This window comes from Streptomyces sp. Sge12 (assembly GCF_002080455.1).
Taxonomy (GTDB): Bacteria; Actinomycetota; Actinomycetes; order Streptomycetales; family Streptomycetaceae; genus Streptomyces.
The window spans coordinates 1,845,244-1,866,530 of the sequence record NZ_CP020555.1 but is presented as its reverse complement, the minus strand read 5'-3'; the positions used below and the strand labels follow the sequence as shown (position 1 = coordinate 1,866,530).

The window sequence follows — 21,287 nt, the reverse complement described above, 5'->3', positions numbered from 1 at the left end:
CGGCGGGCAGGGCGGTACTACGGCCTCAGGGGGCTGGGCAGGTGATCGGCGCGTCCGCGGCGGCGGGGACGGCGGCGATGTGCGGCGTGGCTGGTTCCGTCAGCGCGCCAGACAGATGGCGCTGGACATGCGGCCGAGGTCGACGTGCCGCCGACTCACCAAGGCAATTCCAGCTCCATTCATGGCGGAAGCGTGTCATGTGCCGATTGGACGAGTCCACTACTGTCCACGATTCGGACGAACTCGTCTCGACTGCTGAGATGGCGTGACAGGGGTCACGCCATCAGCCCCTGATCGGCCGCGGCTCCGCTGCCGGGGCCCCGGCCCCGAAGCCCCGCTCCTCAAGCGCCGGAGGGGCTGGATGTCTCAGCCTCGCCGGCGTTCGAGGCGCGGGGTCCCGGGGGCGGAGCCCCGGGTCCCGGCGGAGCCGGGCGCCGGGACGTTACGCGCCGGGCCAGGGGCCGGGAGTCGGGGTGTCTTCCTTCTCTTCCGTCTCGGTCTTGAAGACCTTGAAGCCGCGCCGCTCGTAGTTGCTCATCGCCGTCGGGCCGTCCTGGCTGCACGTGTGCACCCACACCCGCCGGGTCGGCTCCCGATCCGGCCAGCGCTCCGCCAGGGACCACGCCCGGGCGACGCCCACCGACAGCAGGTGCCCCCCGATGCGGCGGCCCCGGAAGTCCGGCAGGAGACCGAAGTACATGATCTCCACCACGCCGTCGTCCTGCGGGTCCAGCTCCACGTACCCCGCCGGCGTGCCCCGGTCGTACGCCACCCACGTCTCGACGCCCGGCCGCTCCAGCTGCTCCACCCACTGCGCGCGGGTCAGCTTCAGCCGGTCCGTCCAGTGGATGTCACCGCCCACCGACGCGTACAGGAAGCGGCTGAACTCGGGGGAGGGGACCTCCGACCGCACGATGGATATCTCCGGGCCGGCCGGAGCCGCCGTGACGAGGTCCGCCCGGGACGTCATCTCCAGCGACCAGGTGGTGAGTGTGATGGTGCTCATGCAGCTCAGGGAATCATGCCGGGCCCCGTCCGGCCCAGGCGGGCCCGGACCACCGCCGGAGCCGTGGAGTGAGGGAGCAGCGCCGCCGGGTCCCGGGGGCGGACCAGCTCCACCTCCACGTCCTCCGCGAAGCGGTACGGCCGGTGCGCGAGGACCCCCGCGAGGTGGCGGCGTACGCGGGACAGCTCCGCGCGGACCGTCACGGTCCGTGTCGGGTCCCCGAACACCTCCCCGGCCAGCTCCGCCGCCGAGCGCCCGCGCGGGCTCTCCGCCAGCAGGAACAGCAGCTCGGCGTGGCGCGGGCTCAGCTCCTGCGACCAGCTCCCCGAGGGCCCGTACACCGTCGCCGACCAGCAGCGCGCCCGGCTGAGGTCCAGCACGATCCGCGACACGGCCGTCGTCGTACGGTCCTGCGCGACCCGCAGCAGCCAGCCGCCCGGCAGCGGCTCCACCACGCACTCCCCGAGCTGCGGCACCCACACCGGGCCCGGCCCGAAGCCCTTCGGCAGCGGGATCCGCTCCGCCGGGACCAGGCCCGTCACCGCCGCCGTCCAGCCGTTCGGGTCCACCGCCAGTGCCCGCCCCGGGAGCCGGGCCAGCAGCGGGGCCGCCACCGTCCGCAGCCGCTCCAGCGACTCCAGGTGCCGCACCCGAAGCTCCCGCTCCGCGAGGCGCGCCACCGAGCTGACCCACGCCAGGGTCGCCGGGTGCATGGTCGCCAGCGGCCCGCTCACGTCGACCACGCCCAGCAGCCGCCCGTCGCGCGGGTCCCGTACGGGCGCCCCGGCGCAGGTCCAGTCGTGGTGGCTGGAGACGAAGTGCTCGGCCGAGAACACCTGCACCGGGCGCCGCGCCACCAGGGCGGTACCCACCCCGTTCGTGCCGACGACGGCCTCGTCCCAGTCCGCCCCGACCGCGAAACCGAGCCGGTCCGCCTTGCGCAGGATCGAGGAGTGGCCCTCCCGCCACAGCAGCCGCCCGTCCGCGTCCGCGACGACCATGATGTGCAGGGCCTCGTCCAGGGCGGGCAGCAGCCCCTCGCGCAGCACCGGCAGGATCTCCCGCAGCGGCGACACGTGCCGGCGCTCCTCGGTCTCGGCCGCCGACAGCATCCGCGAGCGCGCGTCCCGGTCCGGGTGCACCCCGCCGGCCAGCATCCGGCGCCAGGACTCCGCGATCTCCGGCCTGGGCGCGGCCGGCGGGCGGTTCCCGGCGAGCGCCGCCGCCCGTACGCCCTTGAGCAGACGCGCCGCCGCCCGCGCGTCCATGGCCGAGATGCGCGCCACATCGACCGTGCTGCCTGTGGTGTCGGCCACCGGAACCTCCCCGTGCGAACAGGACGTACGACACAAGCCGCCCCGGTGGCCCCGCGCCCACCGCTTCCCCGGGCACCCGGGTGGACGGCTGCCGACTCAAAGGTTGCAACGGTATGCAACTCTCGCCAAGTCCCGGTCGGCCGACCGAAACTGTCCGGACGCCGCAGAGCGGCGTGGCAGCTCCTCCTCGGGGGCTTCGGATCAGGGGTGGTGCCGAGTCGGCGCGGCGCCACCCCTGTACCGGTCGACGGGCCCGGATCCCGGTCGGGGGCGGTTTGGGGACCGCAGCGGAGCCCGACGGGGGCTCCCGCCTAGCCCGTGATCCGAGCCCGTTCCACCACTGCGCGCAGGTCCAGGGTGTGCGGCAGCGTGCCGAAGGCCGCGCCCCAGTCACCGCCCAGCCGCGAGGCGCAGAAGGCGTCCGCGACCTCCGGCGGAGCCCACCGCACCAACAGGGAACCCTGGAGCACCAGCGCCATGCGCTCGACCACCCGGCGGGCCCGCGCCTCGATCCCGTCCAGATCGGCGAGGTCCGTCAGCAGGTCCTTGATGGCCGAATCCAGCCGGTGGTCGGCGCCCCGGGCCAGGCCGACCTCCTGGAGGAAGGCGTTCAGGGCCTGCGGCTCCCGCTGCAGGGCGCGCAGCACGTCCAGCGCCTGTACGTTGCCCGAGCCCTCCCAGATGGAGTTGAGGGGGGATTCGCGCAGCAGTCTGGGCAGCCCCGACTCCTCTACGTAGCCGTTGCCCCCCAGACATTCCAGGGCCTCCGCCACCATCGGCGTACAGCGCTTGGTCACCCAGTACTTGGCGGCGGGCACGGCCAGCCGCAGGAAGGCCTTCTCCTGCTCGGTCCCGGCGTCGTTGGCGGCCGCCAGGCGCAGGGTCAAGGTGGTGGCGGCCTCCGACTCCAGGGCGAGGTCCGCGAGCACGTTGCGCATCAGCGGCTGGTCGATGAGCAGTGCTCCGAAAGCAGAGCGGTGCTCCGCGTGGTGTACGGCCTGCGTCAGGGCCTGCCGCATCAGCGAGGCCGAACCGATGACACAGTCGAGCCGGGTCGCCGCGACCATCTCGATGATGGTCCGCACCCCGCGGCCCTCCTCACCGACACGCCGCGCCCATGTCCCGTCGAACTCCACCTCGCTCGACGCGTTCGACTTGTTGCCCAGCTTGTCCTTCAGCCGCTGGATCGCGAAGACGTTGCGCGTACCGTCCGGCAGCACCCGCGGCACCAGGAAGCACGTCAGACCTCCCGGAGCCTGCGCCAGCACCAGGAAGCCGTCGCTCATCGGCGCCGAGCAGAACCACTTGTGCCCGGTCAGCAGGTACTCGCCGGACGCGTCCAGCGGCACCGCGGCCGTCGTGTTCGCCCGTACGTCGCTGCCGCCCTGCTTCTCCGTCATCCCCATCCCGAAGAGCACACCGCCCTTCTCGGCGGCCGGCCGCAACCCCCGCTCGTACACGTGCGAGGTCAGCCGCGGCTCCCATTCCGCGGCCAGCTCCGGATCGGCGCGCAGCGCCGGCACCGCGGCGTGCGTCATCGAGATCGGGCAGCCGTGCCCCGCCTCGGCCTGCGACCAGACGAAGAACCCGGCGGCCCGGCGCAGGTGCCCGGCCGGACGCCCCCAGGCATCGGTCAGCCCGGAGGTCACCGCGTGCCCGAGCAGCCGGTGCCAGGCCGGGTGGAAGTCCACTTCGTCGATCCGGTTGCCGTACCGGTCGTGCGTCCGCAGTTCGGGGGGATTCTCGTTCGACTGCACACCCCATTCCTGGGCCTGCGCGGAACCCGCCGCGCGCCCGAGGTCGGTGAGCTCCTGCCTTACCTCGCCGAGGAGTTCGGGATCGGCGGATGCGAGGTGACGCTCGACGCCCTCCGTGAGGGCCCGATCGCCGCCGTAGACGTCGTGGCCCACCAGGGGCGGGGCCTGGTTGCTGACTGTGTGGGTGGTGGCTGCCATGCGGATACCGTAAGGACGTGCAGCCAGCAAAAGAAACACCCGAGCGGATCCCAGGACGGCTCCACCGGGCCCGGGCCCTCTACCGCAACGTCTCGAAGAGGAAGATGGGCTGGCTGCTGCTGAAGGACACCGTCAACTCGTGCATCGAGTACCGGATCCTCGGGCTGGCCGCCGAGGCGGCGTTCTTCACACTGCTCTCGCTGCCGCCGCTCTTCCTGGGCCTGCTGGGTCTGCTCGGCTACGTCGACGGCTGGACCGACACCCGGACGGTCGAGAGCATCGAGGAGAACATCCTGCGGGCGGTCGGCACCGTCCTTTCCGACCGGGGCGTCAACGACATCGCGCGGCCCCTCCTCGACGACGTCACCGGACGCGGCCGCCCCGACCTGATCTCGCTCGGCTTCGCCTTCGCCCTCTGGTCGGGCTCGCGCGCCGTCAACGTCTTCATCGACACCATCACCGTGATGTACGGGCTCGACGGCCACCGCGGCATCGTCAAGACCCGGCTGCTGGCCTTCCTGCTGTACATCATCGCGCTGCTCATCGGGGCGATCGTGCTGCCGCTGATGGTGGTGGGCCCGGACGCGGTCGTACGGCTGGTGCCCTGGGGCACCGAGGTGATCGCGGTCCTGTACTGGCCGACGGTCACCCTGCTGTCCATCGCCTTCCTGACCACGCTCTACCACGTGTCCGTGCCCGTGCGCTCGCCGTGGATCGAGGACGTGCCGGGGGCGCTGGTGGCCCTCGCCATGTGGGTGCTGGGCTCGTTCCTGCTGCGGATCTACCTGACCAACACCGTGGAGGGGCCGACGATCTACGGATCGCTGGCCGCGCCCGTGGCCGTACTGCTGTGGATCGGCATCTCCGCCTTCGCGGTGCTGGTCGGCGCCGCCGTCAACGCCGCGATCGACCGGGTCTGGCCCTCCGTGGCCACCGCCGCGGCGCGCGAGGCGAACGAGCGGGCGCGCGAGGCGGAGGCCGCCCAGCTGATCGCGCGGGCCGCCGCCTGGCGGGCGATGGCGGAGGGCGAGTCGGAGGACGACGAGGACGCCGGGATGCCGTCGGAGTTCCCGGAGCGCTGGTCGAAGTTCCTGCCGCCCGAGGACTACCACTCCCGGCTGCGCAAGCACTGAGCCGCACACGCTGGGGCCCGGTGACCGGCTCCCGGCTCAGGCCGGGCCCCTCACGCCCCAGGCGGTGAGCAGACCGGGGGAGAGCGCGGCGCACTCCGGCGAATCCAGGTAGCGGATCGCCGCGTCGATCGCCGCGTCGTCCACCAGCCCGGTGGCCTTCATCGGCTCCCGCGCCCGGTCCCACGTACCGGCCCAGAACCGGCTGATGGCGCTGCCCGGCAGCAGCGGCGGGACGAGGATCTCGGCCCCCACGGACAGCAGGCCGGCCTCCCGCAGGTGCCGCGGGCAGTCCGGCACCCAGGAGACGTCGGTGCCCAGGCTCTCCCGCAGCCCCTGCCACATCGCCCGCATCACCCGGCCGTACACGGTCGTGGGCGCGGCGGGGGTGGTCAGGTCGACCGCGTCGCCGAGGACCAGCACACCGCCGGGGGCGACCAGCGAGGCGAGCTTGCCGATCATCCGCGGCCAGTTCCGCAGGTGCATCAGCACGAACCGGGCGTGCACCAGATCGAACCGGCCCGGACTGAAGTCCAGGGCGGTGATGTCCGCCTCCAGCGGGGTGAGACCGGCCGTCGGGTGCGCCCGCAGGAAGGCCGTGTCCCGGTCGACGGCCAGGACCTCCGTGACTCCGGCCCGCTCCAGGAGGAGCCGGGCGACGGTGCCCGTACCCGCGCCCACGTCCAGGCAGCGCCAGCCGGGCCCGGCCCCCAGCGCCAGCAGCCGGGCCAGGGTGAAATCGTCGTAGGCGAGCGCGCCGAGGTCGATGCGGTCGTCCTCGCCCGGCAGCTCCGGGCGGAACACCGCCTCGCCGTAGCGGCCGCCGGCCGGCGCGGCCCCGGCGGGCGCGGCCCCGGCGGGCGCGGCCCCGGCGGGCGCGGCCCCGGCGGGCGCGGCCCCGGCGGGCGCGGCCCCGGCCCGCGCGCCGTCGGTCGCGCCGCCTGGACGCGGCGGGTCTTCGTCGGGGAGATTCACGTCCGGACCTCTTCACGCGCTGGGGGCAGGCGGGTGCGGCCCGCATCGGCGCCGCCACCCCCCGATCCTCCACCGGCACCGGACCGCCCCACCGAGGCGCGCCGGGCCTGGCCCGAATGGGCGGCCCGGTCCTTAACCTGGAGGCGTGTACGAGGAAGCTCCGTCGGCGGTCGTCCCCGGCGCCGTGCTGTGGCGGGCGGCCGGCGGCGGCCGCACGGTGCTGCCCGACGGCTGCATGGACCTGCTGTGGGCCGACGGCCGGCTGCTGGTGGCCGGGCCCGACACCGGGCCGCATCCGGCCGGGGAGGTCCCGGGCGGCGCCTTCTCCGGGATCCGGCTGGCGCCCGGCACCGCGCCCGCACTGCTCGGCGTACCGGCGCACCTGCTGCGGGACCGGCGCGTCCCGCTGACCGAGCTGTGGTCCCCCCGCGAGGTGCGCAGGCTGTCCGGGCTGGTCGAGGGGTACGGGGACGCGCGCGCGGGACTCGAAGCGCTGGCCGGCACCCGCGCCGCAGCGGCCGGGCCGCCCGACCCGCTGGCCGCCGAGGTCGCGGCCCGCCTCCGCGCCGGCGAACCGGTGGCCGCGATCGCCCGCGCCGTGGGCCTCGGCGAGCGCCAGCTGCACCGGCGCTCGCTCGACGCCTTCGGGTACGGCCCCCGCACGCTCGGCCGCATCCTGCGGCTGCGCCGCGCCCTGGCCCTGGCCCGCGCGGGCACGCCGTTCGCCGAGGTCGCCTGCGTCGCCGGGTACGCCGACCAGGCGCATCTCGCCCGTGAGGTGCGGGCGCTGGCCGGGACGACCCTGGGGGCCTACGCCGCCGGATCCGAGGGGGCGAACAGCGAGACCCCGCCGCCGTCCGGGTCGAGCACCACGGCGTAGCGCTGGCCCCAGAAGGCGTCCCAGGGCTTCAGGTGCCCGGTGTGGCCGGCCGCGGTCAACTCGGCGTACAGCGCGTCCACCTCGGCGGGGGAGTCGCACAGGAAGGCCAGGTCCCGGCGGCCCTCGCCGGTGGGCGGGGTCCAGGACGGGTCGAAGGAGCGGATGGTGTCCTCCGTGTCCCACGCGATGCGCAGGCCCCCGGGCAGGACGGCCTCCACGTGCGGCAGGCCGTCGGACCCGGCCGGGATGTCCAGCCCGAGGCGGCGGTAGAAGGCGAGCGAGGCGGCCATGTCGGAGACCACCATGCCGATGAGATCGAATCGAGGAGTCATGACAGCAGGCTAGGCGCGCCCCGGGCGCCCGTCTTGAACGAATCGGACACCGCCCGAACCGTGTCCCGCCCCCTTCCCCCGGTACCCGTCGGCCCGGCGGCCGGATCGGGTCCCACCCGGTCCACGCCGTGGGGTCCGGCGGCCGAACCCTAGGCTTCCACCGTGAACGACACGACACACGACCTGCGGATCCGGCCGGGCGGACCCGCCGACGCTCCCGCCGTCCTGGACATGCTCGACGCCGCCGTGGCCTGGATGAACGCCCGCGGCAACACCGAGCAGTGGGGCACGACCCCGTACTCGCAGAAGCCCGGCGGGGTGGCCCGGGTCGACCGGTACCTCACCGAGAACACCCCGTACATCGCCGAGTCGGCCGGCGCACCCGTCGGAGTCCTGGTGCTGGACTCCGGACCCAGCCCGCAGATGCCGATCGCCCCGGCCGCGGAACCCGAGCGGTACGTCCGTCTGCTGGTCTCCGACCGGCGCCGCGCCGGCCTGGGCATCGGGGCGGCGCTGCTGGCGCACGCCGCCGAGGAGACCCGGCGGGCCGGCGTCGGGCTGCTGCGCGTCGACTGCTGGGCCGGCGGCGGGGGCGAACTCGTCGCCTTCTACGAGCGCAACGGATTCACCCCCACCGAGCCCTTCCTGTCCGGCGCCTGGCCGGGACAGGTACTGGCCCGCCGGCTCGGCTGAGACGGTCCGGAAAAACAAGTGGCCCCGGCCGGGCCGGGCTTGTTACGGTGGGGCCGTTCCCGCCGACCGGTGGGGAACGACCGGCATGTGTGTGGACCCGGAGGTGAGTTCGTTGATGACTGTCATTGCGCAGGGCGCTGCCCGCACTCAGAAGACCATCAATGTCACTTCTGTGGTCTCCGGCTGACCTCACACCTCTTCGCGCGCCGCCGCCGAGCGGGCGCACCCGGCCGGGGCCACCCTGTGAAGGGTTCCCCTTGTCTTTCTCGTCCTTCTCCGTTTTCCCCTCCACCCCGCAGACCTCGCTCCCGCACGCCCTCGCCCCCTACGGCTGGGACAGCGCCTGGGAGGCCGAGTTCGCCCCGTACGCCGAGCAGGGCCTGCTGCCCGGCCGGGTCGTCCGCGTCGACCGCGGCCAGTGCGACCTCATGACCGCGGACGGCATCGTCCGCGCCGACACCGCCTTCGTCACCCCGCACGACCCGCTGCGGGTCATCTGCACCGGTGACTGGGCCGCCGTCGAGGCGGCGGGCAACCCGCGCTACGTGAAGGCGTACCTGCCGCGCCGCACCGCCTTCGTACGCTCCACCTCCTCGCAGCGGTCCGAGGGGCAGATCCTCGCCGCCAACGTCGACCACGCCATCATCGCCGTCTCCCTCGCCGTCGAACTGGACCTGGGGCGCATCGAGCGCTTCCTGGCCCTGGCCTGGGAATCGGGGGCGCAGCCGCTGGTCGTCCTCACCAAGGCGGACCTGGTCCCCGACCAGGCGACCCTCGGACACCTCGTCCAGGACGTGGAGGCCACCGCGCCGGGCGTCCAGGTCCTGACCGTCTCCTCCGTCACGGGGGAGGGTACGGACGTCCTCGCCGCGATCGTCGGCGACGGCACCAGCGTGCTCCTGGGCATCTCGGGCGCCGGCAAGTCCACCCTGGCCAACGCGCTGCTCGGCGCCGAGGTCATGGAGGTTCAGGAGGCGCGCGAGGTCGACGGCAAGGGCCGTCACACGACCACCACGCGCAACCTGCTCGCCCTGCCGGGCGGCGGCGTGCTCATCGACACGCCCGGACTGCGCGGCGTCGGGCTCTGGGACGCCGAGACCGGCGTCGGCCAGGTCTTCTCGGAGATCGAGGAGTACGCGGAGCGCTGCCGCTTCCACGACTGCGCCCACGAGGCGGAGCCGGGGTGCGCGGTACTGGCCGCCCTGGACTCCGGCGAGCTCGCGGAGCGGCGCCTGGAGAGCTACCGCAAGCTGCTGCGGGAGAACCAGCGCATCGTCGCCAAGACGGACGCCCGGCTGCGGTCGGAGATCCGCCGCGACTGGCGCCTGAAGTCGGCGGAGGGCCGCGCCAACTATGCCGCGAAGCGGACGGGCCGGGCCTGAGCGCCGTACGTCCGGGGCGGGGCGGCCCTCGCCGCCGCCCCGCCCCCGGACGCGTCAGCCCGGCTGCCGGGAGGCCTGTTGCGCACGGTAGGTGATCCGCCGTACCGACGACAGGGCGTACCCGGCCGTCACATGGCCCGCGACGGCCGACAGGGGGCCCAGCACGGCCAGGAACAGCAGGGTGGTCGACATCAGCGGGTCCCCGGGCTGCTGCCCGCGGGCCGGGGCCTCCGCGGGCGCGAGGACGACGGTGCTTCCCGACTGCACCTCGAAGACCGGACCGCTGCCCCTGCTCACGGCCTGCACCGCGAGCAGGTGGACCACGGCCAGCAGCACCGTCCCGGCCATCATGAACACCCCGCCGTACAGGCAGGTGAGACGTAAGCGGGACACGGAACGCCGTTGCGGCGAAGGCCGCTCACCCACGACCGCATCCACGACGACGTGGCCCCCGACTCGGATCGGCACCGGCATTTCCCCCCTTGAGGCGTGACGAGCCCACACCCCCCAACTGTCGCCCCTGCGCCCCTAAACAGAGCGTCAGCAAGACGGCCGGCCCGGGTCAGAGCCCCCATGCGTGAACGCGCTCCGGATGGATCCGGATGACCTCCGGGCCGAAGTGGGGGCCCAGCCCGTGCGGACCGGTCTCCAGCGTGGCGCGGCCGCGGATCTCGATGCCGCGCACCGTCCACGGCCGGGTGCTCACCAGGTCGTCGACGACCAGGGACAGCCGCGGGTTCCGCTGCAGGTTGCGCCACTTCTTCGTCGTGCCCATCGCCATCCCGCCCACCAGGATCGTGCCGTCCTCCTGCGGGAAGAACCCCACCGGATTCGCCTGCGGCTGACCGGCCGCATCCACCGTGGCCAGCCGGCCCAGGTGCTGGGAGCGCAGGTACGCCAGCTCCGCCTCGCCGAAACCCTCGAAGTCCCTCATGCCGGCAAGCCTGGCAGCCCGCGCACCCGGCCGCATCGGACCGCAGCCCTACACCGGGCGACGTACGCCGTACGCGGGCCGCGCGCACACCGACGCGGCGGCGGCTACTGCGCCACCACCGCCCCCAGCCACGCTCCCACCACCAGCAGGCACGCGAACAGCTCCACCAGCACGCTCGTCCCCACCGAACGCATCACCGCCCGCACCGACGCCCAGGCCTCGCCGTGCGTGCCCAGGCGGCGCCGCTCGCACAGGTAGATGCCGCCCACGAAACCCGGTACCGCTCCCACCACCGGGACCAGGACGAAGCCCAGGACCGCACCGGCTCCGGCGAACACCGCCGTTTGGGACGTGACGCCCAGCCCCCGCACCCGCCGCGGCGGCAGCAGCCACTTCACCACCTGGACCACGAGCAGCAGCCCCGTCGCCGCGACCAGCAGCGACCAGGCGAGCGTCGAGCGCACGTGCAGGGCCCACCACAGCAGCCCCGCCCACACCAGCCAGGTGCCCGGCACCCCCGGGATCAGCACTCCGGCCACCCCGAGCAGCAGCACCAGCCCCACCAGGAGCAGCTGAGGCAGATCCATCTGCTCAGCGTGACCGACCAGGGGCTATCGAGCCACCCAGCCCCGCTCGAACGCGTGCCAGCCCAGCTGCAGCCGGGTCGTCACCCCGGAAAGCTCCATCAGACCCTTGACCCGCCGCTGCACCGTCCGCAACCCCAGCTCCAGGTGCTTGGCCACGCTCGCGTCCGTCATGCCCGCCAGGAGCAGCGAGAGGATCTCCAGATCCGTGGCGTCCGGGCTGCCCCCGGACTCCTCCGCCGAACCGGCCGGGCCCAGCCGCAGCGGCAGCGACTCCCGCCACACCGCCTCGAACAGGCCGGTCAAGGACTCCAGCAGCCCCGACGCGTGCACCACCAGGGCCGCCGGCTCCGCCCCGCGGGCCGTCAGCGGGACCATGGCCAGCGACCGGTCCGCGATCACCAGCTTCGTCGGGACCCGGTCCGTCACGCGGACCTGCTCGCCCCGGGCCAGCGCCGTCGACGCCTCCCGGATCCCGCTGGGCAGGCCCAGCACCTCCCGCTCGATGACCACCCGGTAGTCGACCCCGCGCCCGGAAGCCCGGTCCTCCGCGTCGTTGTCCGTCCCCGTCACCACCTGGGGCCGCCCGGTGACCAGCGCGCAGACCTCCTTCTCCGCGCCCAGCTGGATCTGGTGGAAACGGTGCGCCACCGCGCTCGCGCCCTGCACCACCTCCACCAGGTCGTGCACCGCGGGCTCGGTCGCCTCCGCCCGGTACTCCTCGGCCAGCAGCGCCGCCGCCAGCTCGGCCTGCTCCAGCTCGTGCCGCTGCTGCGTCAGCAGGGCCCCGAGGGCCACCCCCGGCGGGGCGGCCACCCAGCGCCCGGGCCGGGCCGAGGACTGCGCCGCGAGCCCGTGCCGCTCCAGGTGGCGCAGGGCCCGTTCGGTGTGCGGAACCGGCAGGGTCAGCCGGTGCGCGAGGTCGGGTACCTCCGCCGCCCCCAGCGCGACCAGCGCGCGGTACGCCGACTCCTGCCCCTCGTCCAGCCCTATCGCACCCAGCAACCCGTCCGCCCACCTTTCGACACGCGCCTGGCGGGAAGCGGCCACGGCGCAAACCCGCCGCGGACATCATCGCCGCACCTGCCGCCACTCTGCCAAGGTGACGCCACCGCAGCACCAACATCCGCTGGCCAGAAGCCATTTACGCGGCGCTTTCGCCGTGCAATGCAGTAGTTGGCCGGAATTCACCTGGGGAGAGCGATGCGTCCGATATCGCGCACGGCAGTCGGGGCGGCCACCGCGGCCGTCCTGGCTGTCACCGCCGTCGGCCCGTCCACGGCACAGCCCGCCGACGGAGCGCCCGGAGCGGGGAAGAGACCACTCGTGGGCAGCGAGGCGGCCGGAAAGCAGCCCACGGCCCCCGTCACGGTGACCCTGGTCACCGGAGACCGGATCCTGGTGTCCACCGACACCGCCGGCCGCACCGCCGCCACCGCGATGCCGCGCGCGGATGGCTCACAGCCGCTCGTGCAGACCCGGCAGTCGGGCAAGGACCTGTACGTCTACCCCGAGGGTGCGGTGCGGGCGCTCGCCGCCGGCAAGGTCGACCCCGAGCTCTTCAACGTCACCGGCCTCGTCCGGCAGGGCTACGACGACGCGCACACCAAGGAGCTGCCGCTCATCGCGGTCTACGACGGTTCCGTGAACGTGGCGCGCAGCGCCCCGCCCGCACCCCGCGGCGCCGACCGCTCGCTCGTCCTCGGCTCCATCGGCGCCGTCGCACTCGCCGCCGACAAGGAGCAGGCCGCCGCCTTCTGGGCCGACGTCACCGGTACGGACGCCCGCGCCCGCTCCCTCTCGGGCGGGCTCAAGAAGCTCTGGCTGGACGGCAAGGTGCAGGCGAACCTGGAGCGGTCCACGAAGCAGGTGGCCGCCACCGCCGCCTGGGCCGCCGGGTACGACGGCAAGGGCACCAAGGTCGCCGTCCTCGACACCGGAACCGACCTGGACCACCCCGACCTGGCGGGCCGGGTCTCGGCGTCGAAGAACTTCACCGACTCCGACACCGACGCCGACCGGCAGGGCCACGGCACCCACACCATCTCCACCGTCGGCGGCTCCGGCGCCGCGAGCGGCGGCGCCAAGAAGGGGGTCGCCCCCGGCGCCGAACTGCTCAGCGGCAAGGTCCTCAACGACGGGGGCTACGGCCTGGATTCGTGGATCATCGCCGGCATGGAGTGGGCCGTCGAGGCCAAGGCCGACGTGGTCTCCATGAGCCTCGGCGACCCGTCCCAGACCGCCTGCGACGACCCGCTGGCCGCCGCCGCCGAACGGCTCTCCCAGCAGGGCCCGCTGTTCGTCATCGCCGCCGGCAACTCGGGACCCGGCAACAACACGGTCTCCTCGCCCGGCTGTGCGCCGAGCGTGCTGACCGTGGGCGCCGTCGACCGCGACGACACCACGGCCGCGTTCTCCAGCCGCGGCCCGGCCGGACTCCGGCACACCCTCAAGCCCGAGATCGCCGCCCCCGGCGTCGGGATCTCCGCCGCCGCGGCGGGCGGCCGAGGGGTGTACGCCTACCAGTCCATGTCGGGCACCTCGATGGCCACCCCGCACGTCGCGGGCGCCGCCGCCGTCGTCAAGCAGCGCCACCCCGACTGGACCGGGCAGCAGATCAAGGCCGCCCTCGTCGGATCCGCGAACACCAAGGTCCCCGGCGACGTACGGGAGACCGGCGGCGGCCGCCTCGACGTGAAGGCCGCGATCGACACCACCGTCACCGGCGCCCCCGCCGTCCAGGGCGGCACCTACAACTGGCCGCAGGACCGCAGCGACCGCACCACCGTCGAGGTCCCCTACACCAACCTCGGCAGGAGCGCCGTCACGCTCGCCCTCGCCGTCGAGAAGGTCACCGGCAACGACGGCTCGACCGTCCGCAGCCAGGTCGCCCGCCTGGAGCGGCGCACCGTCACCGTCCCGGTCGGGGCCACCGTCAAGGTGCCGCTGGCCCTCGACCCGGCCGCGAAGCTGGAGCGCTCCCAGTACGGGGACGTCACCGGCCGCGTCGTCGCCACCGCGAACGGCGTGCGCGTCTCCACCCCGTTCTCGCTCTACGTCGAGCCGCAGACCGTGACCCTGCGCGTCAAGCTCGTCGACCGCGCCGGCAAGCCCGCCGGCGGACCGTCCTCCCTGGACGTGATCGGCACCGACGACGCCACCGGCGAACGCCGCTTCAACGACGGTTCCGCCGACCAGGTCTACCGGGTGCGCCCGGGCGCCTACTTCCTCTCCGCCTTCGTCGGCACCCCCGACACGGGGGAGGGCGCCGAGCTGATCGACTCCCTCACCTACCTCGGCCGCCCCCAGGTCGAGGTGAAGAAGGACACCACGATCGTGCTCGACGCCCGCCGGGCCGGACGCCTGGACATCGGGGCCGACCAGCCCGTCGAGGCCCGCAACACCACCCTCGGCTTCGCCCGCAGCTGGGGTCGTGACGCATGGCTGCACGCGGGCACGGCGATGGGCGGCCGGACCATCCGCGGCTTCTACGCCTCCGTCGAAGGCCGCGCCGAGGACGGCGACTTCGAGTTCGGCAGCTACTGGCGGGCGGCCGCGCCACAGATCTCCGAACTGAAGGCCGTCGGCGGACCGGTCCTGCACCCGATCACCGCCTCCACCGGCAGCGACAACCTCGACGGCACCGGCAGCGCGCCGCTCGTCGACGCGGGCTCCGGCACCCCCGAGGAACTCGCCGCGGCGGGCGCCGCCGGCGCGATCGTGCTGGTGAAGGCGGTCGACGGGGCACTGCACGAGATCGCGCAGAACGCACAGGCCGCCGGCGCCAAGGCGGTGCTCGCCCACCGCGAGACCCCGGGCCGCTGGGTCGCCTTCACCGGCTACGCGGGCGGCGCGCTGCCCACGATGGCCATCGAGGCCGCCGAGGGGCGGGTGCTCCTGGCCCGGCTGAAGACGGGCCGGGTCACCCTGTCCTGGAAGGCCACGGCGAAGAGCCCGTACACCTACTCGCTCGCGTTCCCCGAGACGGGGGAGGTCAAGGGCGGCCGTACCTACCGCGTGCGCGACCGCGACCTCGGCCAGGTCGAGTCCACCTACAACTCCATGGGCGTGGCGGCCGACTTCATCGACATGGCCGGTGCCTACCGGCCGATCGGCAGCGCGGTGTACTTCGGCGGGATCGAGACCGTCGCGGCCCCGGGCACCCGGACGGACTACTACTCCGCCGGGGACACCGCCTGGGACCAGATGCTCTCGAGCAGCTTCCCCTGGGGCGAGTTCATGGTCGGCGAGCAGCACACCTACACCAAGGGTCAGAAGAGCAGGGCGAACTGGTACGACGGGATCACCGGTCCCGTCGCGCCGCGCGACCTCGCGGGCAAGGAGACCCTCGCCGCCGAGCGGCAGGGCAACCTGATCGGCTTCGCCCCCGCCATGTGGGGCGACAGCGGCCACGCCGCGCAGCCGGGCTCCTTCGGTGACATCGGCGGGCTCCAGCTCAAGCGCAACGGCGAGGTCATCGGGGACAGCTGGTACCCGTTCGGCGTCTTCGAGGTCCCGGCCGAGGAGAGCCGCTACGAACTGACCCAGAGCATCGAGAAGATCGGCCCGCCCGCCCGGGTCTGGCAGCGGTCCACCGCCGTCCGGACGACCTGGGGCTTCACCTCGAAGCTGGACGCGTCGGCGTACTCGCAGGGGCTGCCGGTCCTCTTCCCGCGGTACGCGGCCCCGCTCGACGGGATGAAGACGGTGGCGGCGGCCGACGGCCAGAGCATCGGGCTGGGCGTCACCGGGCACGCGGGCTACATCCCGGGTGCGCTGAAGTCGGCGAAGCTGTCGTACTCCTACGACGGTGAGAACTGGACGCAGGCGAAGGTCAGTGAGCGGGGCGGCCGCTGGACCGCGGTCGTGGACCACGCCGGAGCCTCCGGCAAGCCGGTGTCCCTCCAGGTCGAACTGACCGACGCGAAGGGAGCCACGGTCACGCAGACGGTCGTGCGGGCGTACGACGTGCGCTGACCCGTACGGGTAGGGCGCGAGGGGTCCACCGGACGGCGGTCCGGTGGACCCTTTTCCCGCATTCGGCGTTTTCCGCCCCCGCGGGGGGCCGAGAATGAAGCCATGAGTCAGCAGGGCGCGGACGACTGGTGGCAGAAGCTCTACGAGGGCCCGGACGCGGGAGCGGAACCCGACCCGGGGGACACCCTGGACAACCGGTTCCGCTCGGCGGCGGGCGTGACGACGGAACCGGCACCGAACCGGGGCCGGCCCCTCGGCCGCGCCCCGGACCAAGACCCCGCCCCCACCCCGGGCGCCCCCCCGACCCCCGGCCCCGACCCGGCCCCGAGCCAAAATCAGATCCCGGCCCAGAGCCAGGCCCCGGACCAGGCCCGCGGCCCGGCAACGGGGCGGGGCCAGGTGCCGAGTCAGGGCATTGACCCGGGGCCGCCTCCGAGTCAGGCCCCGGACCAGGGCCGGGCGCCGGGGCAGGGCCGCGGTCCGGCATCGGGGCAGAGCGAGGTCCCGGCCGAAGGCCAGGGTCGGAGCACGGCCCAGGTCCCGGGCCACGGGTTCGATCCGGGCCCGCCTCCGAGCCAGGCTCCGGACCAGGGCCTTGGCCAGGGCCGGGCGCCGGATCAGGCGCTGCGGCAGGGCCTCGGTCCGGCATCGGGTCAGAGCCAGGCCGCGGATCAGGTGCCGGGGCAGGGCCTTGGCCAGGGCTGGGCGCCGGGGCAGGGCTTCGGTCCGGCATCGGGTCAGAGCGAGGTCCCGGCTGAAGGCCAGGGTCGGAGCACGGCCCAGGTCCCGGGCCACGGGTTCGATCCGGGCCCGCCTCCGAGCCAGGCTCCGGACCAGGGCCTTGGCCAGGGCCGGGCGCCGGGGGAGGGCCGCGGTCCGGCAACGGGGCAGAGTCAGGTCCCGGCCCAGGGGCTTGGCTGGGGCCCGGCCCAGGGCATCGACCCGAGCCCGCCTCCGAGCCAGGCCCCGGACCAGGGGCAGGCTCCGAGCCAGGCCCCGGACCAGGGGCAGGGGTGGGCTTTGCCTCAGGGGCCGGCGGGTGTCGGCCCGGCAGGGGGGCGCGGTGCGGCGTCGGAGCCGCCGCTGCTGCCCGGCCCCCGGCAGGGGGACGCGGCCGCACCGGCGAAGACCCCGACCCTGCCCACCCTGCCGCCGCCGCGGGATCCCAGATCGGGCGACGCCACCGGGTACGCGCTCGGGGGCGTGGCCGTGCCCCCGATGCCGGAGTCCGAGCTGCCGGTCCGGCGGCCGGAGTCGCCGCCGACGGAAGCCCGGTTCGAGCCACCGGCGGCCGCGCCTCCGGTTCCCGCCGCGCCTCCGGTACCGGCAGCGGCACCGGCGCCGGCGGGGCCCGCGGCCGCCCGGCCCGAGGTGTCCCACCTCGGCGACCGCGCCCCCACGTACGCCCCGGAGCCGGGAGCCCTCCCGCCCGCCGACCCGGCCGCCCTCGACGCGCTGACCCCGGACACCGTCCTGGAGGGCGCCCGTTACGGCACCTACACGCTGCGCGCCGCCTCCCTGCGCGGGGACTCCGCGCGCTACCGCGGCGAGGCCCGCCGTGACTTCCTGCTCACCGCCCGCTTCGGCAGCGGCGACGAGGCCCTGGTCCTGGTGGTCCTCGCGGGCGGGGACCGGGCGGCGCCCGGCGCCGCCGAAGCCGCCGCCGAGCTGTGCCGGACCGTCGCGGGCGCCGTCGGGCGCAGCCAGGAACGGCTGGCCGAGGACATCCGCGCCGGGCGCCGGGACGCCCTGCGCTCCGGCCTCCAGCGCCTGACCGACCGGGGCTACGGGCGGCTGCGGGCCCGCGCCGCCGAGCTGGGGCTCGCGGAGACGGCGTACACCGCGGGACTGCGCGGGCTGCTGCTCCCGGTGGACCCGCAGTGCCGTACCCGGGTGTGCTTCGGCGCCGGCGCGGGCGGGCTGTTCCGGCTCCGCTCGGGCGCGTGGCAGGACCTGGAGCCCGACGCGCAGGCCGAAGACACCGAGGGCGGATTCCGCTTCCGCGCGTCCGTGGCCCGGTCGGGGGACACCCTGCTGCTGTGCTCGGGCGGGCTGGCGGAGCCGATGAGGGAGGAGGCGGCCCTTCCGGCGGAGCTCGCCGCACGCTGGGCCGAGCAGGAGCCGCCGGGCCTCGCGGCCTTCCTCGCGGACACCCAGCTCCGCCTCAAGGGGTACGCCGACGACCGCACGGCCGCCGCGGTCTGGGAGGCCTAGGCCGTCTGACCGGCGCACCCGTGGCCGGCGGGGAGGCACGCGCGCCGGAGCGCCCCGTGGCGCTTGGCCGCGGGGCGCACGGTGGGATTCAGTCGTCAGTCGACCAGCTCGCCGTTGCGCGTTCCGCCCTGGCAGATGTTGTTCGCCCCGACCTTTCCGCCACCGTCGATGCACTCACCGGGGGTGGGGTTTTCGGTGACGGCGACGGTGGGGGTGGCAGGGGCGGCGGACGCAGTGGCGGCGCCGGTGAGGCCGAGTCCGGCGAGGGCTGCCGTGGCGATGACGGCGGCGAAAGTTCGTCGAATGCGCATGTGGTTTCCCTTTCACGGATTGCCTCGGTTGGGGCACTCACCAGCTTGATCTTCACCCATGTGGGTGGCGCGTTTGGTTACTCCATTCGGGTGACACCCGTCGAGGGCGGGGCGCCGGCGACGCAGGGACGGATGGGGACGCCGTGCTCACCGTCGACACCGGCATGTGCAAGGTGGGGGCGGCGCGCTATCTTTCCCGAACGGCGAACGGCGCATCATCGGCTCCATCGCGAACGCCCTTCCGCAGGCCATCGGCGCACAGGTCACCGACCGCGGCCGTCAAGTGGTGTCGATGTCGGGCGACGGTGGTTTCTCGATGCCGATGGGAGATTTCCTCACCCTGGTGCAGTACGGCCTGCCCGTCAAAGTGGTCCTCTTCAACAACTCATCGCTCGGAATGGTCGAGTTGGAGATGTCGGTTTCCGGCCTGTCCTCCTAAGGGACGACGCACAAGAACCCCGACTTCGCGGCCGTCGCGCGCGCGGCGGCCGCGTACGGGGTCCGCGTGGGGAAGCCCCAGCAGCTCACAGGGGCTTTGAAGGATGCATTCCGGCACCCGGGACCCGCTCCGGTGGAGGTGGTGACGGACCCGGCCGCCCTGTCGATTCCTCCGAAGACCAGGGCCTGGACGGTGACCGGATTTGCACGGTCAGCCAGCAGGATCGTGTGGGACGGCGGGGTGGGCCGCATGATCCGAATGGCTCGATCCGACCTCCGCAACGCGCCCCTCCCGTAAGCCCGCAGGAGTGCGGAACCGCCCGGGGGGCATGCATCCCGTAGACCTGTTCGAGAGCGTGGACACGGGAGGGACATCGCCGTGCGGGTGGGGGCGAAGACCGGAAAGCTGTGGGGGAGAGGCAGGCCGGTGCCGCGCGAGCCGTCCGCCGACGAGGACGGGGGAACGGTGGACACGCTGCGCATCACCCGGAGCGTGCGCCGGGCCGATCTGAAAGCCGTGGGTGAAGTCCGCAAAGCGTTACGGGAGTTGATGCGTCACCGGTGCCGGACCGATGCCGCCGAAGTGGCTGAGCTGCTGATCACCGAGCTCGTCACCAACGCGCTCGTCCATACCGACCGGGGCGCGGAGGTGCACGCGAGCCTCGCCGCCACACGCTTACGGGTGGAGGTGCGGGACTACGCCGCACGCCGGCCCCGGCCGTACGTACCGACCGCCGACGACGGTACGCACGGCCGGGGCCTCGTGCTGGTGCAGGCGCTCGCCGACGACTGGGGTGTGGACGCACTGGCCCTGGGCAGCGGCAAGGTGGTGTGGTTCGAGCTCGACGCACGGCACGACGCGCCGTACGGCGGAGGGCCCGCCTGACCGGCGGGCCCTCCGGGGTTCTCCGGTTTCCCCGGCATCGGGACCGGTCAGCCGAACTGCTGCTCCAGGTCCTTCAGTTTGCGCTCCAGGGAGTCCAACCGGGGAATGGTCTGGGTGTCGTCCTCGGCGGTGAGGTCCACCGTCCGGGTACCGGTCACGTCAGTGGATTCGGTTCCGCTGACGGCCTGCAGGGAGGGCCGGCGTCGTAGGGGCAGTTGTCCAGGATCCGGTATGGCCGGCTCCGCGCCGACCGGCGCGGAGCCCGACCCCTGCGTCAGTTCCGGGAGCTCGACCTGGCGGCCGCGGGACCGCCCGAACGCCCGGTTCTGCCGGCCCAGCGCCTTGATGCGCGCCCGGTCCAGCCGGTTCTGGTCGCGCCTGCGGTGCCGGTCCTGCTCCCTCTCCTTCTTGTCCTCGCGCACCTCGTCCACGGCCTCGTCGAGGGTGCGTACCCCCTCCAGCAGCATGAGCGACCAGGCGCCGAAGGTCTCCCGGGGGGCCCGCAGCCAGCGGACCATCCGGATCTGCGGCAACGGCCTTGGGATCAGGCCCTGTTCGCGCAGCGCCGCCCGGCGCGTCTGCTTGAGCGCGCGGTCGAAGAGCACGGCCGCCGAGAGCGACATCCCCGCGAAGAACTGCGGGGCCCCGTCGTGGCCGAGGCCGCGCGGGGCGTGCACCCAGTTGAACCAGGCCGCCGCGCCCGCGAACAGCCACACGAGCATGCGCGAGCCGAGGGCCGCGTCGCCGTGGCTGGCCTCGCGCACGGCGAGCACCGAGCAGAACATGGCTGCGCCGTCGAGACCGAAGGGGACCAGGTACTCCCAGCCTCCGGAGAGGTTGAGGTTCTGCCGGCCGAAGCCGACCAGTCCGTGGAAGGAGAGCGCGGCGGCGACCGCCGCGCAGCAGAAGAGCAGGACGTACGAAGCGGTCCCGTAGACGGCTTCCTTGCGCCGGCGCCGTTCCTCGCTGCGCTCCCAGCTGTCGTCGGCCGCGGCCTTCTCGCTCTCGCGCTTGCCACGGGCCAGTACCGCAACTGCCGCAAGTACGCCCAGGATCAGCAGGCTGCCGGGCAGCAGCCAGTCCAGCGATATGTCGGTCAGTCTCATGCGGATGTCCCTTGCCTCGCGTATGCGGCTATGCGGCTGTGCGGCTTTCCGGGCGCCATAGTGGCGCAGCCGGTGAGCCGTGCACGCGGGTTTCGGGGCAAGTGGACGCCATCGGGGGGCGGGGCCCGCCGGATAGGGTGTTGTGGCTCGAACTGGCGCCCGTACGGG

General features: G+C 74.0%; 19 protein-coding genes and 1 pseudogene. 8 read left to right on the top strand and 12 right to left on the bottom strand.

Features of this window, described 5'->3' with window-relative positions; translation table 11 throughout:
- Positions 1–99: 99 nt before the first annotated feature.
- The 4 genes from B6R96_RS38965 to B6R96_RS08250 all read right to left on the bottom strand — a co-directional run bounded on the left by B6R96_RS38965 (position 100) and on the right by B6R96_RS08250 (position 4,277).
- Complete coding sequence (locus B6R96_RS38965) at positions 100–183, bottom strand: putative leader peptide (protein WP_443070012.1); 84 nt, start codon at positions 181–183, stop codon at positions 100–102.
- Between the two features lie 259 nt (positions 184–442).
- Positions 443–1,006: a GNAT family N-acetyltransferase gene (locus tag B6R96_RS08260; RefSeq protein WP_081522122.1), complete on the bottom strand. Its 564-nt coding sequence runs from the start codon at positions 1,004–1,006 to the stop codon at positions 443–445.
- 5 nt (positions 1,007–1,011) lie between these two features.
- Complete coding sequence (locus tag B6R96_RS08255) at positions 1,012–2,274, bottom strand: GAF domain-containing protein (RefSeq protein WP_081525026.1); 1,263 nt, start codon at positions 2,272–2,274, stop codon at positions 1,012–1,014.
- 359 nt (positions 2,275–2,633) lie between these two features.
- Positions 2,634–4,277, bottom strand: coding sequence for an acyl-CoA dehydrogenase family protein (locus tag B6R96_RS08250; protein ID WP_053705219.1), 1,644 nt, complete (start codon positions 4,275–4,277; stop codon positions 2,634–2,636).
- Positions 4,278–4,294: 17 nt separating this feature from the next.
- Here B6R96_RS08250 and B6R96_RS08245 point away from each other — a divergent pair, with 17 nt between their 5' ends.
- Positions 4,295–5,410, top strand: a complete 1,116-nt coding sequence (locus B6R96_RS08245) for a YihY/virulence factor BrkB family protein (protein ID WP_030390618.1) — start codon at positions 4,295–4,297, stop codon at positions 5,408–5,410.
- A gap of 36 nt (positions 5,411–5,446) precedes the next feature.
- On the opposite strand, the gene B6R96_RS08240 is transcribed toward B6R96_RS08245, so the two are convergent.
- Positions 5,447–6,211 (bottom strand): class I SAM-dependent methyltransferase, encoded by a 765-nt coding sequence (locus tag B6R96_RS08240; RefSeq protein ID WP_237291379.1) that lies wholly within the window; start codon positions 6,209–6,211, stop codon positions 5,447–5,449.
- 316 nt (positions 6,212–6,527) lie between these two features.
- On the opposite strand from B6R96_RS08240, the gene B6R96_RS08235 reads away from it, so the two are divergent.
- Positions 6,528–7,262 carry a helix-turn-helix domain-containing protein gene (locus B6R96_RS08235; RefSeq protein WP_081522120.1) on the top strand — a complete coding sequence of 245 codons (735 nt, stop codon included), beginning with the start codon at positions 6,528–6,530 and terminating at the stop codon, positions 7,260–7,262.
- Here B6R96_RS08235 and B6R96_RS08230 read toward each other — a convergent pair.
- The gene (locus B6R96_RS08230; RefSeq protein ID WP_081522119.1) at positions 7,193–7,594 is read right to left on the bottom strand and encodes a VOC family protein; all 402 of its coding nucleotides are present in this window, start codon (positions 7,592–7,594) and stop codon (positions 7,193–7,195) included. The genes B6R96_RS08235 and B6R96_RS08230 overlap by 70 nt on opposite strands.
- Before the next feature lie 162 nt (positions 7,595–7,756).
- Here B6R96_RS08230 and B6R96_RS08225 point away from each other — a divergent pair, with 162 nt between their 5' ends.
- Both B6R96_RS08225 and rsgA read left to right on the top strand, forming a co-directional pair.
- A complete protein-coding gene (locus B6R96_RS08225; RefSeq protein WP_081522118.1) occupies positions 7,757–8,287 on the top strand; it encodes a GNAT family N-acetyltransferase in 531 nt (176 codons plus the stop codon).
- A gap of 257 nt (positions 8,288–8,544) precedes the next feature.
- Entirely contained in the window at positions 8,545–9,669 is a 1,125-nt protein-coding gene (gene rsgA, locus B6R96_RS08220; RefSeq protein ID WP_030390613.1) for a ribosome small subunit-dependent GTPase A, read from the top strand.
- A 54-nt stretch (positions 9,670–9,723) separates the two neighbouring features.
- On the opposite strand, the gene B6R96_RS08215 is transcribed toward rsgA, so the two are convergent.
- The 4 genes from B6R96_RS08215 to B6R96_RS08200 form a co-directional block, all read right to left on the bottom strand.
- Entirely contained in the window at positions 9,724–10,062 is a 339-nt protein-coding gene (locus B6R96_RS08215) for a hypothetical protein (protein ID WP_159396305.1), read from the bottom strand.
- Positions 10,063–10,231: 169 nt separating this feature from the next.
- Positions 10,232–10,603: a PPOX class F420-dependent oxidoreductase gene (locus tag B6R96_RS08210; RefSeq protein ID WP_081522116.1), complete on the bottom strand. Its 372-nt coding sequence runs from the start codon at positions 10,601–10,603 to the stop codon at positions 10,232–10,234.
- 104 nt (positions 10,604–10,707) lie between these two features.
- Entirely contained in the window at positions 10,708–11,190 is a 483-nt protein-coding gene (locus B6R96_RS08205; RefSeq protein WP_081522115.1) for a DUF456 domain-containing protein, read from the bottom strand.
- A 24-nt stretch (positions 11,191–11,214) separates the two neighbouring features.
- The gene (locus B6R96_RS08200; RefSeq protein ID WP_030390609.1) at positions 11,215–12,192 is read right to left on the bottom strand and encodes a helix-turn-helix domain-containing protein; all 978 of its coding nucleotides are present in this window, start codon (positions 12,190–12,192) and stop codon (positions 11,215–11,217) included.
- Positions 12,193–12,390: 198 nt separating this feature from the next.
- Here B6R96_RS08200 and B6R96_RS08195 point away from each other — a divergent pair, with 198 nt between their 5' ends.
- Both B6R96_RS08195 and B6R96_RS38000 read left to right on the top strand, forming a co-directional pair.
- Positions 12,391–16,164 (top strand): S8 family peptidase, encoded by a 3,774-nt coding sequence (locus B6R96_RS08195; protein ID WP_081522114.1) that lies wholly within the window; start codon positions 12,391–12,393, stop codon positions 16,162–16,164.
- A 1,020-nt stretch (positions 16,165–17,184) separates the two neighbouring features.
- Positions 17,185–18,378 carry a protein phosphatase 2C domain-containing protein gene (locus B6R96_RS38000; protein WP_237291378.1) on the top strand — a complete coding sequence of 398 codons (1,194 nt, stop codon included), beginning with the start codon at positions 17,185–17,187 and terminating at the stop codon, positions 18,376–18,378.
- A gap of 95 nt (positions 18,379–18,473) precedes the next feature.
- Here the strand turns inward: B6R96_RS38000 and B6R96_RS08185 are convergent, their stop codons facing one another.
- Positions 18,474–18,689 (bottom strand): hypothetical protein, encoded by a 216-nt coding sequence (locus tag B6R96_RS08185; RefSeq protein ID WP_030390566.1) that lies wholly within the window; start codon positions 18,687–18,689, stop codon positions 18,474–18,476.
- Between the two features lie 119 nt (positions 18,690–18,808).
- Here B6R96_RS08185 and B6R96_RS08180 point away from each other — a divergent pair.
- Positions 18,809–19,425 (top strand): annotated as a pseudogene (locus tag B6R96_RS08180) (thiamine pyrophosphate-dependent enzyme); the annotation flags it as partial.
- Positions 19,426–19,620: 195 nt separating this feature from the next.
- The gene (locus B6R96_RS08175; protein WP_053177588.1) at positions 19,621–20,013 is read left to right on the top strand and encodes an ATP-binding protein; all 393 of its coding nucleotides are present in this window, start codon (positions 19,621–19,623) and stop codon (positions 20,011–20,013) included.
- Positions 20,014–20,060: 47 nt separating this feature from the next.
- Here the strand turns inward: B6R96_RS08175 and B6R96_RS08170 are convergent, their stop codons facing one another.
- On the bottom strand, positions 20,061–21,119 hold the full coding sequence (locus tag B6R96_RS08170; RefSeq protein ID WP_030390563.1) for a DUF2637 domain-containing protein: 1,059 nt from the start codon (positions 21,117–21,119) through the stop codon (positions 20,061–20,063).
- Positions 21,120–21,287: the final 168 nt, after the last annotated feature.